This window comes from Streptomyces antimicrobicus, assembly GCF_020532625.1.
Classification (GTDB): Bacteria; Actinomycetota; Actinomycetes; order Streptomycetales; family Streptomycetaceae; genus Streptomyces; species Streptomyces antimicrobicus.
Window position 1 is genome coordinate 48,506 of record NZ_JAJAUY010000021.1, and the last position, 15,984, is coordinate 64,489.

Consider the following 15,984-nt stretch of genomic DNA (forward strand, 5'->3'; position numbering starts at 1 on the left):
CTACCGGCTGCTGCCGTAGGGGAGCAGCGCCATCTCGCGGGCGTTCTTGATCGCCGCGGCCAGCTGCCGCTGCTGCTGCGCCGTGACCCGGGTGACGCGGCGGCTGCGGATCTTGCCGCGGTCGGAGACGAACTTCCGCAGCAGGTCGGTGTCCTTGTAGTCGATGTACGTGATCCCGGCCGCGTCGAGCGGGTTGGGGCGGGACTTCACGGGCTTGTGCGGGCTCTGGCGGCGGGCCATCGGGGCTCCTTCGCAGGGGGTGGGGGTGGGGGTGGGGATCGAGGTGCTCGGCCGGGTCAGGAGACGGGGTCGAGGAGCGGGCCGAAGGCCGCGGGCAGCCCGCGCCACGCCTCGGGTCCGGCGGCGTACTCCCGGTCGGTGAGCAGGCACGAGTCGAGGAGCCGTTCCAGCCCCTCGCGGTCGAGGCCGGGTGAGGTGAAGACGAGGTGCTGGCAGCAGTCGCCGTGTTCGGGATGCCAGTCCAGGGCGGCCGCCGCCCTGCGCATCGGCGGGACCAACTCCCAGGCGGCGTCCGGCAGGGAGGCGAGCCACGGCCCGGCGTTCTCCACGCAGAGTGCGCCGCCCGCGGCGTCCCAGGCCAGCAGGGTGTCGGGGCGGTCGGCGAGCCAGAACCGGCCCCTGCTGCGGGCGGCGGCACAGGAGAGGTCTTCCAGGGCGTCGAAGAGGCGCTCGGGGTGGAACGGCCGGCGACGGTGCCAGACGAAGGTGGTGACCCCCGCCTCCTCCGCTTCCTGCGGCAGCAGGGCGCACGCGGGGTGCTGCGCCGCCGCTGCCGTCTCGACGTCGAAGCCGGCGAAGGCCAGCCCGACCAGGTCCGGGGAGTCGGCGGGCACCTGGCGGGCGGTGGGGTGCAGCTGCGCGAGCAGGGCGCGGTCCTCGTCGTCGGCGTCCTCGCTGTCGACGAGGGCGAGGACGGGGGCGTACTCGAGCTGCCGGGCCCAGGTGTCCGCGACCGTGCGCCGGTCGGAGGCCGCCGCCGCGAGACCCGCGTCGGCGAGGTCGTCACCGTTGGCCAGGCACGGCAGCACGAGCGCGGGGTCCACCGCCGTGATCACGCCGGTGAGTTCGAGCCTTCCGCGGCCGTGCGCGGCGACGACCTCGGCCATGGCCCGGGGCTCGACGGAGTCCCACAGCTCGACGACGGCCAGGCGCGCGGTACCGCTGTCGGCCAGCCGCTCCAGCTCGGGGAGCAGGTCCTCGCGCAGCGCGCAGCAGGCGCAGTCGTCGACGAGCGGGGTCCGGCCGCGGGACAGTTCACCCGAGGCGTCGCGCACCAGGCGCAGCACCGTGCCGGTGGGCGCGGTGGCCAGGTCGTGGTGGAGCGCGACGCTGCCGGGTACGGCGTGCAGCAGCCGCTGCACCACCTCCTTGCGGGCGTCGGAGTGGATCCCTGCGACGAGGGCGACGGGCAGGCTCACGACGTGCTCCCGTAGCGGCGCTGGAAGCGCTCCACGCGGCCGGCGGTGTCCAGGACGCGGGCGGTGCCGGTGTAGAAGGGGTGGCTCCGCGAGGAGATCTCCACGTCGATGACGGGGTAGGTGCGTCCGTCCTCCCACGTGATCGTCTTGTCGCTGGTGGCGGTGGAGCGGGTGAGGAAGGCGAAGTCGGCGGCCTTGTCGCGGAAGACGACGGGGCCGTAGGCGGGGTGGATTCCGGGCTTCATGGTCGGTCCTTCGGGGAGTGGCCGGTGGGGCGGTCAGCGCTCTTCGCGGAAGTCGACGTGCCGGCGGACGACCGGGTCGAACTTCCGCAGCACCATCCGCTCCGGGTCGTTCCGGCGGTTCTTGCGGGTGACGTAGGTGTATCCGGTGCCGGCCGTGGAGCGGAGCTTGACGACCGGACGTACTTCGGTGCGTGCCATGCCGCTACTATATGGCAATGATTTCCATTATCGATACCGCTCCGGCGGTGGAGAGGCAGGCACGCCCATGTCCGCACACTGCCAACTGACCGGCGCCCGCCCGGGATTCGGCAACACCGTCTCCCACTCGCACCGGCGCACCGCGCGCCGCTTCGACCCCAACATCCAGCGCAAGCGGTACTGGCTGCCCAGCGAGGGGCGGCACGTCCGGCTCACCCTCAGCGCGAGGGCCGTCAAGACCGTCGACAGCATCGGGATCGAGGCGGCGGTGGCACGGATCCGGGCACGCGGGGAGAAGGTCTGATGGCCAAGAAGAGCAAGATCGCGCGGAACGAGCAGCGCAAGGCGACCGTCCAGCGGTACGCCGCCCGGCGGGCGGAGCTGAAGGAGATCGTCCGCAGGCCCTCCTCCACCGCAGCCGAACGGGAAGCGGCCGCGGCCGAGCTGCGCAGGCAGCCGCGCGACGCGAGCGCGACGCGGGTGCGCAACCGCGACGCCGTCGACGGCCGGCCCCGGGGGCACCTGCGCACGTTCGGCCTGTCCCGGGTGCGGGTGCGCCAGCAGGCGCACGCCGGGTTCCTCCCGGGGGTGACCAAGTCGTCCTGGTGACAGGCCGGTCCGGACGGGCGGCGCCGCAACGGCCCACGTCTGCGGCAGGGGGGGGGGCCGTTGCGGCGCCGCACGCCGTTCGGGTGCGCGGGGCGCCGGGCTTCAGTGGGTCAGGGCCGTCTTGAGGAAGATGATCACCAGGCCGAGCACGAGGCTGGCCGCCGCCGCCGCGGCGACGAGGCGGCGCGGCGCCCCCGCCCGCACCGCGCCGGCCACCGCCCAGCCCACCTGGCCGGTGAGGGCCACGGCGAGCGCGAACCACATGGCCCCGGCGACGTCGAGACCGAGAGGCTCGCTGAGCGCGACGGCCGCGGCGGGCGGCAGGGCCGCTTCGAGGAGGGGTCTTTCCTCGGCGCTCACCTTGCGCAACTCCCGCCAGGACAACCGCTCGTCGGCCAGTGACGCGCCGAAGAGCCTCGCGAAGACGTGCGCGGCCCAGAACACGGCGGCCGTGCCGAGCAGCAGCACGATCAGCTCCACCTTGGGGAAGTGCCCGAGTCCACCGGCGCCGACGATCACGGAGGCGGCCAGCAGCGACCCGTACACGGCGCCGGAGTAGTCGAACCGGGGGCCGCCGGCCGAGCGGTGACCCCAGTGCCGGCCTCCCGCGCGGCGGTCGCGCCCCGGGCCCTGGACGGACGCGCCGCCGACGGCCTTCCTGCCCACCGTCATGGCCAGCCTGCGCACGTCGGCCCAGTTCAGCGGCGCGCCCGCCCGCAGGCCGGGCCGGTGGCGGGGGACCAGCACCCGCAGGGCGCCGGGCTCCGAGACGCAGTGCACCGGGGCCGGCATGGTCAGCGACTCGCCGTCCACGCCGACCCGCACGAGCGGGGCGTCGGAGTCGACCACGACCTCCCGCGCGCTGAGCGTGGTCAGCCCCCCGGAGCGGCCGTGCCGCACGACCCCGACGGCTTGCGCGGCGTTGTTCACCTTCACACTCAGGACGCCGAGCCGCCCGGTGTCCAACCGGGTGCGGCGTCCCAGTCCCACGGCGTCACCCCTGCCGTACGGATTGTTGCTCACCAGCACCGCCTGCGGCTCCTCGACGGTCGTGCCGTCGGCGCACACGCGCAGCCGCGGGCCGCTGTGGCGCGCGAGCAGGTCCGGCAGCAGCGCCAGGATCGTGCGGACCTTGTCGTCGCGGTACGCGGGGCTCTGGACCACCTCCGCGTACGTCCCGAAGGAGGCGTTGTTGACGAAGACCCGGTCCCCGATCCTGCCGAGGTCCACCCGCAGCTCCACCCCGTCGGTCAGGGCGTCCAGGCAGGTCGCCGGGTCGTCGCGGTCCAGGCCGAGGTCCATCGCGAAGTGGTTGCGGGTGCCCGCGCTGACGACCAGGAACGGGACGCCCCGCTCCGCCGCCACGCCCGCCACCAGGGCCTGCGTGCCGTCGCCGCCCGCGACCCCGACGAGGTCGGCGCCCCGGTCCACCGCCCGGCGGGCGAGGGCGGCGACGTCCTGAGGGTGCTCGGGGTCGAGGAGCGCCACCTCCGCCCCCAACGCCTCCGCCTTCTCCCGCAGGCGGAACGCGCCGACCTTCCCGCCTCCCGAACGCGGGTTCATGATGATGAACGGCCGTTTCGGCGGCGCGGCCGGCAGCTGCGGCATCCGGGAGCGGCCCTCGTCGGCGAGCGCGGACCGTCCGGCGGCCACCGCCAGCGCCCACAGCAGCGCCGCGCAGAGGACCACCCACAGCAGTTCGGCGCGCACGTACCAGACGACCACGACCGCCGGCGCCGCCGCGAGCAGGAACACCGCCAGCCATCTGACCGGACCGCGGTGTGCCAGGAACAGCCATGCGGCGGCAAGCGTCAGGCACACCCCGGCGAGCCCCACGACCAGGAGGACGAGGCCGCGCAGGCCGGCGAAGACCAGCATGAGGACCAGTGCTGCCGCACCCGACAGCAGCGCCAGACGCGCCTTGGTGTGCATGCTCACGCCGTGCTCCTCCGCTCGGCCGCAGGTCGTCCTTCCGGAAGTCCATTGAGCTCCTGGCCGCACGCGCCCGCATCCCCCGGCCCGGGCGACCCTGTCGCCCCGTGCCCGGCGCCCGCCTCACCTGCCGTGGGTGAGGCGGGCGCCGGAACCGCGTGCCGAGGATGGAATGCCCAGCCGATGGGCGCACCGGCCCACGCCGCGCAGCCGCGAGGAGGAAGCATGACGCCGACAGCACCGGCCCCGGACAGCCATGGGGGCCCCGCCGAAGACCGTCCGCTGACCCCCGAGGAGCGCGCGGAGTACGACCGACTGCGCAAGTCGGCCGCGGTACGCCACCGGCGCCTGCGGTACACGGGCGCGTCACTCCTGCTCCTGCTGGCGCTCCTGCTGTCACCGGTCGCCGTGGTGTCGGCATGGCTCGCCAACACCATCTCCGACCAGGACCGTTACGTGCAGACGGTCGCCCCCCTCGCCGACGACGCCGCGGTGCAGGGCGCGGTCACCGACCGGCTGACCAACCGGGTGGTCTCGAACGTGGACGTCGGCGCGATCACCGACGCACTCCAGCGCGCGCTGCAGCAGGCCGATGCCCCGCCGGTGGTCGTGGACCGGGCCGAGGCGCTGGAGGGGCCCCTGAAGGGCGCCCTGACCTCGGCGGTGCGCTCCGTCGTGTCGAAGGTGGTGACGAGCGACCAGTTCGAGACGGTCTGGACCGAGGCCAACCGGCGCGCCCAGGCCGCGGTCGTGAAGGTGCTGACCGGTGAGGGCGCCGGCGCGGTCCAGGCCAGCGGGGACATGATCGTGCTGGACCTCGGTACCCTGACCGACGAGCTCAAGGCCCGGCTGGTGGACGCCGGCTTCGAGAAGGCCTCCGTCATCCCGGAGGTGGACAAGCAGATACCGCTGCTCCAGGTCGAGAAGCTCAACCAGGCGCAGGACGCGATGCGGCTGCTGAACGTCCTGGGCGCGTGGCTGCCCGTCGCGGTGCTCGTGCTGGCGGCCCTGGCCGTCTGGGCCGCTCCCGCCCACCGGGTGTGGCTGCTGGCCACCGCCGTCGGGTTGTTCGTGATGATGCTCCTGCTGCTCGTCGCGCTGGCCGTGGCCCGGCGGATCTACCTCGATTCCGTGCCGCCGGCCGCCCTGCCCCCGGACGCCGCCGCGGCCGTGTACGACACGCTGGTGCGCTTCCTGCGGCAGAGCGCCCGCACGCTGCTCGTCCTGTCCGTGGTCACGGCCCTGGCGGCCTACCTCTACGGGCCGGGACGCGGTGCCCGCGGCGTCCGCAGGACCGCCACCCGGGCCACCGGAGCCGCCGGACGTTCCCTCGAACGCCTCGGGATGCGGACCGGTTCCACGGGCCGGTGGCTGGACGGGCACCGGGCGTGGACGACCGGTGTGGTGATCGGGGCGGGTGCGCTCGCCCTGCTGCTGTGGAACTACCCGACGCCGGGAGTCGTCGCCCTCGTCCTCGGGGTCGTCGTCCTCGTGCTGGTCGTCCTGGGCGTGCTCGCGGCGGCGCCGGGCGACACGGCCCGGGCGGGGCGGCGTCCCACCCGGACCGGGTGATGCGGGCGGGAGGCGGACGGTGGAGTGTGGAGTACGCCAAGCACAGGCCTCCCCGGACCGGGGCGGGCCGTCCGACGGAGGCGAAGATGGACGACTATCCGCTGCTCAACGCGTTCCTCACGATGCTCTGGTTCTTCCTGTGGATCATGTGGTTCATGCTCCTCTTCAAGATCATCACGGATGTCTTCCGGGACGACAGCCTGGGGGGCTGGGCCAAGGCGGGATGGACGGTCTTCGTCTGCCTCCTGCCCTTCCTCGGCTGCTTCGTGTACCTCCTCGCCCGAGGGCGCGGTATGGGTGAACGCGACGTCAGCCAGATGCGCCGGCAGGAGCAGGCCTTCCGCGCGTACGTCCAGTCGGCCGTCGAGACCGACACGCCGAGGGCGACGGTCGACGAGCTCTCCCGGCTGGCGGCGCTGCGCGACCACGGCGACCTGAGCCCGGCCGAGTACGAGCAGGCCAAGACGAAGGTCCTGGCATCCCACTGATGACAGGGCAGGACGCCCGGACCGGCCGCCGCGTCCGACGGGAACGGCGGCGGCCCGGGGGACGCCAGGGCACGGCGGCCGAGCCCGACGGAGCGCCCGAGGTCCTCCTGCGAGCGGCCCTGCGCGAGCCGGGCCGGCTGCCCGAACTGCTCGCGGGCTTCGCGGTACGGCACACCGGACCGCGAGCCGCGCGCAGCGTGGCGCGGCTGCGCGCCGAGCGGCCCGACGCGGACGTCCCCTCGCTCGGCGCGGACGTGGTCGCACGCGGCGTCCGCAGGACGATCACCGAGGGCGCCTTCGTCGGCGGCCCCTTCGTGGTCTTCATCCCGGTCGCGTTCTGCGCGGCGCTGCTGAGCCAGGCGCGGACGATGCTGGAGCTGGCGGCGGTGGCCGGACGCGACCCCACCGCTCCGCGGCGCGCGGCCGAACTCCTGGTGCTCCAAGGCGTCCACCCGGACGCCGACACCGCGGAGCGCGCGCTGGAGGCGTACGCGCAGGAGGACCGACGCAGCCCCGAGCAGCCGGCCCGGGGGAGGATCTCCGCCCTGACGGCCCTGACGCTCCGCATGGCCAAACTGCTCGGCCTGATGACCCCGCGCGGGGCGGACACCGCGCCGCCGGCGCGGGAGCGGCTGGCCACCACGGGCCGTTGGGCGCTCCTGGGCGCCACGTTCCTCGTGGGCACCGTGGCCCCGCTGGTCTGGCTGCCGTACATGGCGGTGTCGTACCGCAGGTCGACCCGCGAGGTGCTCGCCCGGGCCGCGGGGTACTACCTGACCGACACGCCGCTGCCGCCGCAGCGCGCCGGCCGGTCCCGGCTGGACCCCGGGATGCTGGCCGCGGCCGTGCGAGCCGTGGGGTTCCTGGTGCTGCCGGCGCTGCTGGTGGTGCTCCTGTACGTCGTCGACCTCCGGCTGGCCGGCAGCGTGTGGCCGGTCGTGCTCCTCACGCTGGCCGCGGCCTCGGTCGTGGCGGGCGCCGTGTGGCACCTCCGGCGGCGCCGCCGCGCACCGGACTGATCGCTGCCCCCGCCGGTGTGCCCGGCGGGGGCATGTGCCCGGCGGGGGCAGCGGCACACGGGGCGCCCCCGGGGCGCCGGCCTGACGCCGGCGCGGCGGATCATCCGCGTTTCGCGGTGGACCGTCCGGCTCCGGTCGTCGCCGTGGCCTTCCGGGTCCGCGTGGGGCGCGCCGTCCGCGTCGGGGCCTGCTCCGGCCCGTCGGCGGTGTCCCGGGCGGGGGCGGCGGCCTTCCCGGGACGGCCGATGCTCCACTTCAGCTCGATCTCCAGCTCGATCTCGTCGCCGGACACCTCGATCTCCACCTCGCTGCGGAGTTCGTCGGGAACCCGCAGGTTCAACACCCCCGCGCCCAGGTCGACCTCGGCCTTCCCGCCCTCCCCGAGGGCCTGGGCGAGGCTTTTGAGCAGATCGGCGGCTTCGGCACGGGACAGCGAACGCTTCTGCTCGAACTTCAGGTCCGACATGATGTCCTCCAGGTCAGGCGACGGGGGTGGGGCCGGCCGGCTTCCCGGCGTGCTCGGCGGGCAGCCGGCGGGTGAAGGGGAGGCAGCACAAGGTGATGGCGCCGACCGCCAGGACGGCCGCCTTGAGACCGGCGATCTGCGCCTGCGCGTAGTCGTCCACGTACGCCTCGGCTTCGGCCGCAGGGACGCCGGCCTGCTGCGTGGCCGCCCGGACCTGGTCGGTGGACAGGAAGCTGATCCCTTCCTGGACGGCGACGCCGGTCTGCTGCCGGACGGCGTCGGAGATCATGGGGTTCTCCTCGATCTGCCGCACGAAGACGCCCGCGAGGGCGACGATCAGCACCGATCCGATGAGGGCGGTTCCCAGCGACGAGCCCAGGTTCTGCGCCGTGTACTGGAGGCCGCCGGCTTCGCTGCGCCGCCCTTCCTCGACGCTGGACTGCACCACGTTGCCCAGTTGCGACGCCAGCAGGCCCATGCCGATGCCGAGCACGGCCATCGCGCAGGCGAAGGAGGCGTCGTCGAGCTCCGGCCGGACCGTCGCCAGCAGCCAGACGATGGCGGCGCACAGGACCAGCAGGCCCGCCCGTACCACCGTCCGCGGGCTTGCCACCCGCCCGAGGAGGGGCCCGCTGAGGGCCGAGAGGAACATCGTCACCGAGACCGGCAGCAGCCGCAGTCCCGTCTCGAAGGCGTCGAGCCCCTGCACGATCTGGAGGTAGAGGGGGATGACGAAGAACAGGCCGAGCAGGACGAGGTTCTGACCGAGCAGCAGGGTCAGCCCGGCGCGCAGCGAGGGGATGGCGAACAAGGAGAAGCTCACCAGCGGGTCGCCTCCCCGGGATTCGCGGCGCCGCTCCCACACCCGGAACAGCCACAGCAGCACGCCGCCCGCGGCCGCGACGAACAGGGTCGGGGCGAAGCCGAAGACGGTGAACGGGGCGTCCTTGGGCCGCACCCACCCCCAGGTCGAGCTCTGCAGGACGCCGAGCACCACGCAGCCCAGGCCGAGGGCGGACAGGACGGCGCCGCCGGCGTCGAGGAGGGGCGGGCGGGCCGGTCGCGGGGGCTCGCTGATCCAGCGCACCACGCAGAGCAGGGCCAGCACGATCACGACTTCCCCGGCGAAGACGACCCGCCAGGTCAAGTACGTGGTGACCCAGCCGCCCAGCAGCGGGCCGACGGCGATGCCCGCCCCCGCCAGCCCGCCGATGACGCCGTAGGCGACGGCCCGTTCCCGGCCCTGGTACGCGCCGGCGACGAGGGCCGCGAGGGCGGGGAGGACCAGGCCCGCGCCCAGGCCCTCGATGACCGACCAGCCCAGCGTGAGGACCCACAGCTCGGGCGCGAGGGCGGTCAGGGCGGAACCGACGCCGTAGATGCAGAGCCCCACGGTGAACGCACGGCGGCGCCCGATCATGTCGCCGATCTTGCCGCCGGTGATCATGAACGCGGCCATGACCAGCGTGTAGAGCGTGATCACTGCCTGGATGGCGGTCACGTCGGTGTCGAAGTCCTGGACCAGGGCGCTGATGGAGACGTTCATGACCGAGGTGTCCAGCACCATCAGGAACTGCGCGGTGCCGAGCACCAGAAGAGCCCGCCATCGTCCCACTGCGCCACCTTTCCGCCCGGCCTGCAGGCCCGGGGCCGAGCCGACGTCTGCCGGTGCGTGCCGGCGCCCGCTGATCACCATAAGCAGGCCCGGGCCGCTCCCGGCTGATTCGCGGACCGCCGGGCGAAGATGTCAGCCGCCCGGTCCTGACCGGCCCGGCCCGCGCTCAGCCGTCCGCCGAGGGCACCCGGCCGGTCCGGGCCGCCTCGACGAGCGCGTCGTAGTCCCGCTGGTTCCGGTCGGCGTACGCCTCGGCGAAATCGGCGAGGGCCCGGTCGAAGGCGTCCCCCGTGCCGAGGTAGGCGGTGACGGCGATGGGGTCGCCGGAGCGCGCGTGGGCGCGGGCCAGGGAGGAACCGCAGGCCCGGGCGAGCAGCCGCAAGCCCTCCGGGCGCACCGCGTCCGCGGGGAAGGAGCCCTTCCAGTCGAGCAGTTGCCTGACGTAGAAGTCGCGGCTGCGGCCGTCGAGGCCGGTGGCGCGCTGCCAGCCGAGGAAGATGTCGCCGGCCGCCTGCATCAGCCGTTGGCCGGCCACGACCCGCCGTCCCTCGTTGTCGTACGGGACGGCCGCGACGTGGTCCGCGAGGACCGACGGTCCGGCCTCCTTCGCCTGGAGCAGCAGCGGGTCGCCCTCGTCCCGTCCCACCAACAGGACGATCCAGCAGCGGGTGCCCACACTCCCGACGCCGACCACCTTGCGTGCCACGTCGACCACGCGGAACCGCGCGAGGAGCTGTCGGCACTCGGGGGACAGCGTGGCGGCGTAGTCGTCGAGGAGGCCGTGCACCCGGGTGTCCTGGTCCGTTCCCGCGGACTCTCCCAGCAGATCGGCCAGCGGGACCACCAGGGGCGGGTCGGCCACGATGCGCAACCGCCCGTCGACCCGGCGCGCGAGCTTGGCACAGGCCTGGATGTGGTCCCGCGAGAGGGCCTTGCCGATGACGTGATCGGTCCGGCGCAGGACGCGCCGGCCGCCCTCGGCGGCGATGGCGCGCAGGTCGTGGACGTCGTCCCGGGCGTACCAGATGTCCAGGACGCGCATGTCGGCGAAGCGCCGCATCCGCAGCCGGTAGGCCGACACGGCCTCCAGGACGGCCGCGGCGCGTTCCCGCGCCGAGAACCCGTTCTCGCGGCCGGCGACGGCGAGGCTGGCGGCGAGCCGTTTGACGTCCCACTCGAAAGGACCCGGGTACGTCTCGTCGAAGTCGTTCACGTCGAAGACGAGGGAGCGCTCGGGGGAGGCGAAGAGGCCGAAGTTCATGACGTGTGCGTCGCCGCACAGCTGTGCCGTCAGACCGGTGTGGGGTCCCGCGCCGAGGTCGGCGGCCATGACGGCGGCGGCGCCGCGGTAGAAGTGGAAGGGTGACTGGAGCATGCGGCCGTAGCGGATCGGCAGCAGTTCCTGCACCCGCGCGGCGGACTCCTCCGCCAGGATCCGCACCGGGTCCTGCCTGGCACTGCCCGGGCCGAGCAGAGCCTGTTCCGAGCGCCGCACCCTGGCGCGCGCCGCCTTCCCCCGGCGTGCGCGGGCGGCCGGGGTCAGCGCGGAGTCCTGGACGGTGACGGGCTCGGTCATCGTGCCGCCTCCTCTCGCGTCTGCCCGCCCCGACGTCTCAGTCGGGCAGGCGTCGCATCTCCTCGATGTGCAGGCCCAGGTCGCGGAAGCGCGCCAACAGGCCGTACAGGTGCGCCTCGTCCGTGACGGTGCCGAAGAAACGGGTGTCGCGGGGCGCCAGGTGGTGGTCCAGTTCGGGAAAGGCGCGCGACAGCGTTTCGGACACGGAGCCCTCGATCCGGAATTCGTAGCGCATGGCCGGCGTCCTCCCTCCCCGTCCGACGGGGCCCGGTCCGGGCCGTTGCCTCCATGCTGACCGGACGCGCTCTCCCGTACCTCACCCGCGGCAGGTGAGGGGCCGCGCCACCTCACCCGGCGCGGTCACAGCATGTGCAGCTCGCGTGCGCGTTCCACGGCGTCCCGCCGGCGGGACGCGCCCAGCTTGTGGTACGCGGAGCGCAGATGCGTCTTGACCGTGTTCACGGACAGTCCCAGCTCCGCGGCCGCCTCTTCCGTGGACAGCATCCGGGCCACTTGCTGGAGCACCTCCCGCTCACGGGGGCTCAGCGCTTCGACGACGACGGCACCGGGGCGGGACGGCTCCGCCGTGACCCACGCGCAGGAGCTGCTGCGACCGTCGAGGCCGCGCAGGAGGTGCCGTACCCACGGGCCGGCCTCGGTGAAGGGACGCCGGAGCAGTTCGCGGCGGGCGAGGTCGAGGGCCTGAACGAAGCGGTCGCGCGCGGCCGGCTCGTCACCCTCCAGCAGGGTGTGGTGGGCGCGCAGCAGCGCCAGCCGTACCCGGTCCGGGAGGGTGGCGTCCTCGGCGCCCTCGATCTCGGCGACCAGGTGGAGGGCCTGCCGCGCGTCCCCGGCGGCGAGGTGCGCCTCGGCGAGGAGGACCGTGCGCGAGGGCGGGCCGACCGGAACCTCCTCCAGGACGCGGACCGCCGTGCCGGGGTCACCGCGAGCCAGCGCGGCCGTGGCGCGTGCTTCGGCCAGACTCCCCGCCGCTTCGGAGCCGACTGCCGGGGTGAGGGCGTCGAGCAGGTCCAGCGCGTCCTGCGCCTGGCCCCGCGAGGTCGCCAGCCGCGAGCGCAGGACCAGCCGCTCCGTCGCGAGGTCCGGGTCCCGGCAGGTGTCCGGGAGCTGTTCGCAGCGGTCCAGCTCGGTCGCCGCCGTCAGGAGCTCCGCGCGTTCCAGGGCCACGGCGGCCAGGGCCAGACCGGCGGCGCCCGACCGGTGGGCGTCGGGGACGCTGTGCCGGTCGGCGACGTCCAAGGACGCCGTCGCGTGGTCCTGGGCGCGTGCCAGGGCACCGGCCGCCGCGTCGGCCAGGCCCAGCCGCCCCAGGCACCGGTGGCGGAGCAGGACCGTCGTGTCGCCGGTGCAGGCCCGTACCGCCTCGTCCAGTCCTTCCCGGGCCGCTTGCAGCTCCCCGGCGCGCCGACGGACGCACGCCAGCCCGTAGAGCCGCAGCGGTTCGATCTCGGGGTGGCGGCGCCGTTCCTCGGGCGGCAGGTGCGCCATGAGGGCCGCGACCCTGCGTGCCTGCGTGTCGTCGGCACCGGCGGGAGCGGACAGGAGCCCCAGCAGGGCGGCCGTGAGCCGGCCGGAGCGTTCCGGCGGCCGGCCGGGGGGCTCGGCCCGGCGCTCGGCCCGGCGCTCGGCCCGCGCGAGCCAGGAGCGGCATCCGGAGGTGTCGTGGCGGGTCAGGCAGCAGGCGGCGGCGACCAGCGCCGGAGCGGGGCCGGGGGTGGCGGCGGGCATGCGCGCGAAGGTGTCGGCCGAGGGGGAGGCACCGGGGTCGACGACCATGGGGGCGACCATCAGGTGCTCGACGGTCCTGGCCGCCGCCCAGGCCCAGTCGCCCCCGGCCGCGGCCTCGGTCACCGCTTCGGCCGTCCGGCCCCGCTCGACGTACCAGCGCGCCGCGGTGCGGTGCAGCCAGGGCTCCAGCCCGGGCTGCCGGCTGCGCAGATGGGCGCGCAGGACCTCCGCGAACAGCGGATGGAAGCGGTACCAGCGGGGGCTGGCGAGAGGCTCCACGAAGGCGTGGCGCAGCACCAGGTCCTGCAGGACCTGCTCGGAGTCCTCCCGTCCGGTCAGGGCGGTGGCCAGCTCGGGATGGACCGGGTTCAGGACGGCCGTGCGCAGCAGGAGCTCGCGGGAGGCGGCCGGCTGGGTGGCCAGGACCTCCGTCAGGAGGTAGTCGGAGACGGCTTGCTCCGACGCCCCGAAGCAGCGGGCGAACCCGGCGGGGTCGTCGGACCGGGTCATGGCCAGGGCGCACAACCGCAACCCGGCCGCCCAGCCTTCGGTGCGCCGCAGCAGGAGCTCCACCACACCGTCGTCCACGGTGAGTCCCTGGCCCCGCAGGAGCTGGGCCGCCTCGCCGCGGGTGAAGGCGAGGTCGCGTTCGCGGATCTCGTGGACCAGGCCTTCCGCCCGGTAGCGGTGGAGCGGCAGGGCAGGGTCCTCCCGCGAGATGAGGACCAGGTGCAGCGCCGGACCGGCGTGCTCCACGAGGAACCGCAGATCGCGGTGCACGCCCGCGCCGGGTATCCGGTCGAGGCCGTCGACGACCAGCACCACCGGGGTCCGCAGGCGTTCGAGCAACGACGCCAGGCGCACCAGGAGGCCGCGGGCCACGGCGTCCGTGCGGACGGGCCGGCCCAGGTCGGCGTCCGCCAGCACGCCGTGGCGCCGCAGGCCCTCGACGAGGTAGGCCCAGAACACGCCCGGGGTGTCGTCCTCGTCCACCCTCACCCAGACCACGGGGGCGGTCGTCTGCCGTGCGGCAGCCCACGACGCCACGAGGGCCGTCTTGCCGAACCCGGCCCCTCCGGCGACCAGCGTCAGCGGTCCCTCCGTGCCGGAGGCGAGTCGTCTCATGAGGCGCTGCCGCCGGACGAGACCGGGGGCCTGGTGGGGCACGGCCAGTTTCGTGGCCAGCAGCGGATCTTCCACAAGGGGCGTGCTCATGTGTCACCTGCCGGGTCGGGCTCACTCGGTCGCCCGACCTCTCCATGGTCACGGGGAGCCGTCTTGATCGCCACGCCTGCCCTCGCCCGGCGCGGGCGACGCGGGCGGGACCGGGTCGGTCGCAGGCCCCCGGGCGGGGCTGCGGACGCGGCCCCCGACGCGCCCCCGTGCGCGCCCCGGGGTGTGCGCTGCGGGCGCATTCGGGCTGTCGTGCGAGCGCTCCTTCGCCAGCGGGAAGCACCCCGGTGAAGTTCCCCGACTGGGCGTCCAGGGCGGGATCGCGCGGTCTAGCGTGGGTATCCGGTGATCAACACCGGGCCTCGGCACCAGAGGGGTCCGGGACCCACGTACCGAGGACGCCGATGTCCGGACTCCGCGCCGCCCGCCACGCCCCGTCACGACACACCGTCACGGGTCCCGGCCGGCAGATACGGCCCCAGCTGGTCCGCGCCGCCGTGCTGCCCACGCTCGCCGCCGGGCTGAGCGGCGCCGCCGCGGTGATCTTCACGCTGCGGCTGGGCGGGCACGGCGCCGGTGGCGGCCCCGACGCCCGGCTCTGGCCGGTGCTCACCGGCTGCGTCCTGCTCGTCCTCGGCGCGCTGGCTGCCGCCCTGCTGGGCGCGCAGCGCGCGGCCAAGACCGTACGGGACCGCTGCGAGGCACTGCGCCGCTCCAGCGTGCGCGGCCGGCAGGAGCTGCGCACCGCCCTGGAGAAGCTGGAGCGTGGCGAGCCCGTGCCGCGCGCCGCGCGGACCGGGGCCGCCGTACCGCCGGCGGGGACCGAACCGGCGGGCGCGGACGAGTTCTGGCTGCTCGCGCAGGAGCTGCGCGGCGCCCGGGAGCAGGCCCAGGCCGCGCTGGTCCGGCTCGCCGGGCCCGCCACCGCGTCCGACAGCGAGCAGAAGGTCGAGGTCTTCGTCAATCTCGCGCGGCGCCTCCAGTCACTCGTGCACCGCGAGATCTCACTCCTGGACGACCTCGAGGACACGGTCGAGGACCCGGACCTGCTCAAGGAGCTCTTCCACGTCGACCACCTGGCCACCCGGATCCGGCGCCACGCCGAGAACCTGGCCGTGCTGGGCGGGGCCGCCTCCCGGCGGCAGTGGACCCGGCCCATCGACCTGAGCGAGGTGCTGCGCTCGGCGGTCGCCGAGGTGGAGCAGTACACCCGGGTCAAGGTGGTGCCGCCGGCGGGTGGCACGGTCCGCGGGCACGCGGTCGCCGACGTGGTGCACCTGCTGGCCGAACTGATCGAGAACGCCACGGTGTTCTCCGCGCCCGACACCGACGTGGTGGTGCGCGCGGAACGGGTGACCGCGGGCATCGCCGTCGAGGTCGAGGACCGCGGACTCGGCATGCCGGCGCAGGAGCAGCAGCGGATGAACGCGCTGCTCGGCGACCCGGACCAGGTGAGCGTGCGGCACCTGCTCGCGGACGGGCGGATCGGGCTGTACGTGGTCTCCTCGCTGGCGCGGCGGCACGGGATCGCGGTCGAGCTCAAGTCGAACATCTACGGCGGGGTCCTGGCGGTCCTGGTCCTTCCCCAGGACCTCCTGGGCGCGCACGCCCCGACCTCGACGGGCACGGCCTGGTGCCCCTCGGAGCCGACCCCTTTCCCCTCGGCGCCCCTCCTCCAGCCAGCCCGGGTGCCGTTCCCGCACCAGGCCGACCCCCCGACCGTCCTGCACCCCACCGCCCGTCCCACTGCGCCCGCCCGTCCCACCGAGCCCAGCCGTCCCTCCCCTCCTACGCCGTCCACGCCGTCCCCCGGGCCCCTGCCGTCGGCGGCCGTCCCGGAGGCGGCCCTCGCCTGGGTCGCGGCCCCGGCCGCCGCATCCTCGCCGTCGCCGCTCGCGGAGCC

General features: G+C 74.7%; 15 protein-coding genes and 1 pseudogene. 6 read left to right on the forward strand and 10 right to left on the reverse strand.

From position 1 onward, the window contains the following. Genes rpsR through rpmG form a run of 4 tightly spaced genes read right to left on the reverse strand, consistent with a single transcriptional unit; the run spans position 1 to position 1,882 of the window. Positions 1-240 carry a 30S ribosomal protein S18 gene (rpsR, locus tag LG632_RS08415; protein ID WP_226726223.1) on the reverse strand — a complete coding sequence of 80 codons (240 nt, stop codon included), beginning with the start codon at positions 238-240 and terminating at the stop codon, positions 1-3. A gap of 56 nt (positions 241-296) precedes the next feature. After that, complete coding sequence (locus LG632_RS08420; protein WP_226726224.1) at positions 297-1,439, reverse strand: CobW family GTP-binding protein; 1,143 nt, start codon at positions 1,437-1,439, stop codon at positions 297-299. Beyond that, entirely contained in the window at positions 1,436-1,684 is a 249-nt protein-coding gene (locus tag LG632_RS08425) for a type B 50S ribosomal protein L31 (protein WP_226726225.1), read from the reverse strand. Before LG632_RS08425 ends, LG632_RS08420 begins: the two co-directional genes overlap by 4 nt. A 33-nt stretch (positions 1,685-1,717) precedes the next feature. Beyond that, positions 1,718-1,882: a 50S ribosomal protein L33 gene (gene rpmG / locus LG632_RS08430; protein ID WP_226726226.1), complete on the reverse strand. Its 165-nt coding sequence runs from the start codon at positions 1,880-1,882 to the stop codon at positions 1,718-1,720. Between the two features lie 67 nt (positions 1,883-1,949). On the opposite strand from rpmG, the gene rpmB reads away from it, so the two are divergent. Together rpmB and rpsN are read left to right on the forward strand one after the other, a co-directional pair. Continuing rightward, the gene (gene rpmB / locus LG632_RS08435; protein WP_226726227.1) at positions 1,950-2,186 is read left to right on the forward strand and encodes a 50S ribosomal protein L28; all 237 of its coding nucleotides are present in this window, start codon (positions 1,950-1,952) and stop codon (positions 2,184-2,186) included. Next, positions 2,186-2,491 carry a 30S ribosomal protein S14 gene (rpsN, locus tag LG632_RS08440; protein ID WP_226726228.1) on the forward strand — a complete coding sequence of 102 codons (306 nt, stop codon included), beginning with the start codon at positions 2,186-2,188 and terminating at the stop codon, positions 2,489-2,491. Before rpmB ends, rpsN begins: the two co-directional genes overlap by 1 nt. A 645-nt stretch (positions 2,492-3,136) precedes the next feature. On the opposite strand, the pseudogene LG632_RS08445 reads toward rpsN, so the two are convergent. After that, positions 3,137-4,423 (reverse strand): annotated as a pseudogene (locus LG632_RS08445) (diacylglycerol/lipid kinase family protein); the annotation flags it as partial. A 225-nt stretch (positions 4,424-4,648) separates the two neighbouring features. On the opposite strand from LG632_RS08445, the gene LG632_RS08450 reads away from it, so the two are divergent. From LG632_RS08450 to LG632_RS08460, 3 genes are all read left to right on the forward strand, one after another. After that, positions 4,649-5,995: a hypothetical protein gene (locus LG632_RS08450; protein ID WP_226726229.1), complete on the forward strand. Its 1,347-nt coding sequence runs from the start codon at positions 4,649-4,651 to the stop codon at positions 5,993-5,995. An 86-nt stretch (positions 5,996-6,081) separates the two neighbouring features. Continuing rightward, positions 6,082-6,483: an SHOCT domain-containing protein gene (locus LG632_RS08455; protein WP_226726230.1), complete on the forward strand. Its 402-nt coding sequence runs from the start codon at positions 6,082-6,084 to the stop codon at positions 6,481-6,483. Further along, positions 6,483-7,502: a hypothetical protein gene (locus LG632_RS08460; protein WP_226726231.1), complete on the forward strand. Its 1,020-nt coding sequence runs from the start codon at positions 6,483-6,485 to the stop codon at positions 7,500-7,502. The genes LG632_RS08455 and LG632_RS08460 overlap by 1 nt, the downstream gene beginning before the upstream one ends. A 100-nt stretch (positions 7,503-7,602) precedes the next feature. On the opposite strand, the gene LG632_RS08465 is transcribed toward LG632_RS08460, so the two are convergent. The 5 genes from LG632_RS08465 to LG632_RS08485 form a co-directional block, all read right to left on the reverse strand. Continuing rightward, complete coding sequence (locus LG632_RS08465; RefSeq protein WP_226726232.1) at positions 7,603-7,968, reverse strand: amphi-Trp domain-containing protein; 366 nt, start codon at positions 7,966-7,968, stop codon at positions 7,603-7,605. A gap of 13 nt (positions 7,969-7,981) precedes the next feature. Next, positions 7,982-9,583, reverse strand: coding sequence for an MFS transporter (locus LG632_RS08470; RefSeq protein WP_226726233.1), 1,602 nt, complete (start codon positions 9,581-9,583; stop codon positions 7,982-7,984). 166 nt (positions 9,584-9,749) lie between these two features. Next, positions 9,750-11,159, reverse strand: coding sequence for a DUF2252 domain-containing protein (locus LG632_RS08475; protein ID WP_226726234.1), 1,410 nt, complete (start codon positions 11,157-11,159; stop codon positions 9,750-9,752). Positions 11,160-11,196: 37 nt separating this feature from the next. Then, positions 11,197-11,394, reverse strand: coding sequence for a DUF8691 family protein (locus LG632_RS08480; protein WP_226726235.1), 198 nt, complete (start codon positions 11,392-11,394; stop codon positions 11,197-11,199). Between the two features lie 125 nt (positions 11,395-11,519). Continuing rightward, positions 11,520-14,123 (reverse strand): winged helix-turn-helix domain-containing protein, encoded by a 2,604-nt coding sequence (locus LG632_RS08485; protein ID WP_226726236.1) that lies wholly within the window; start codon positions 14,121-14,123, stop codon positions 11,520-11,522. 362 nt (positions 14,124-14,485) lie between these two features. Here LG632_RS08485 and LG632_RS08490 point away from each other — a divergent pair. After that, positions 14,486-15,984 (forward strand): sensor histidine kinase (locus LG632_RS08490; protein WP_226726237.1); only part of this gene is annotated, 1,499 nt, incomplete at its 3' end.

Excerpts from the sequence above, each read along its gene's own strand:
- rpsR (WP_226726223.1), bottom strand. The coding sequence starts at position 240 with ATGGCCCGCCGCCAGAGCCCGCACAAGCCCGTGAAGTCCCGCCCCAAC.
- LG632_RS08425 (WP_226726225.1), bottom strand. The coding sequence starts at position 1,684 with ATGAAGCCCGGAATCCACCCCGCCTACGGCCCCGTCGTCTTCCGCGAC.
- rpmG (WP_226726226.1), bottom strand. The coding sequence starts at position 1,882 with ATGGCACGCACCGAAGTACGTCCGGTCGTCAAGCTCCGCTCCACGGCC.
- rpmB (WP_226726227.1), top strand. The coding sequence starts at position 1,950 with ATGTCCGCACACTGCCAACTGACCGGCGCCCGCCCGGGATTCGGCAAC.
- rpsN (WP_226726228.1), top strand. The coding sequence starts at position 2,186 with ATGGCCAAGAAGAGCAAGATCGCGCGGAACGAGCAGCGCAAGGCGACC.
- LG632_RS08450 (WP_226726229.1), top strand. The coding sequence starts at position 4,649 with ATGACGCCGACAGCACCGGCCCCGGACAGCCATGGGGGCCCCGCCGAA.
- LG632_RS08455 (WP_226726230.1), top strand. The coding sequence starts at position 6,082 with ATGGACGACTATCCGCTGCTCAACGCGTTCCTCACGATGCTCTGGTTC.
- LG632_RS08460 (WP_226726231.1), top strand. The coding sequence starts at position 6,483 with ATGACAGGGCAGGACGCCCGGACCGGCCGCCGCGTCCGACGGGAACGG.
- LG632_RS08465 (WP_226726232.1), bottom strand. The coding sequence starts at position 7,968 with ATGTCGGACCTGAAGTTCGAGCAGAAGCGTTCGCTGTCCCGTGCCGAA.
- LG632_RS08475 (WP_226726234.1), bottom strand. The coding sequence starts at position 11,159 with ATGACCGAGCCCGTCACCGTCCAGGACTCCGCGCTGACCCCGGCCGCC.
- LG632_RS08480 (WP_226726235.1), bottom strand. The coding sequence starts at position 11,394 with ATGCGCTACGAATTCCGGATCGAGGGCTCCGTGTCCGAAACGCTGTCG.
- LG632_RS08485 (WP_226726236.1), bottom strand. The coding sequence starts at position 14,123 with ATGAGCACGCCCCTTGTGGAAGATCCGCTGCTGGCCACGAAACTGGCC.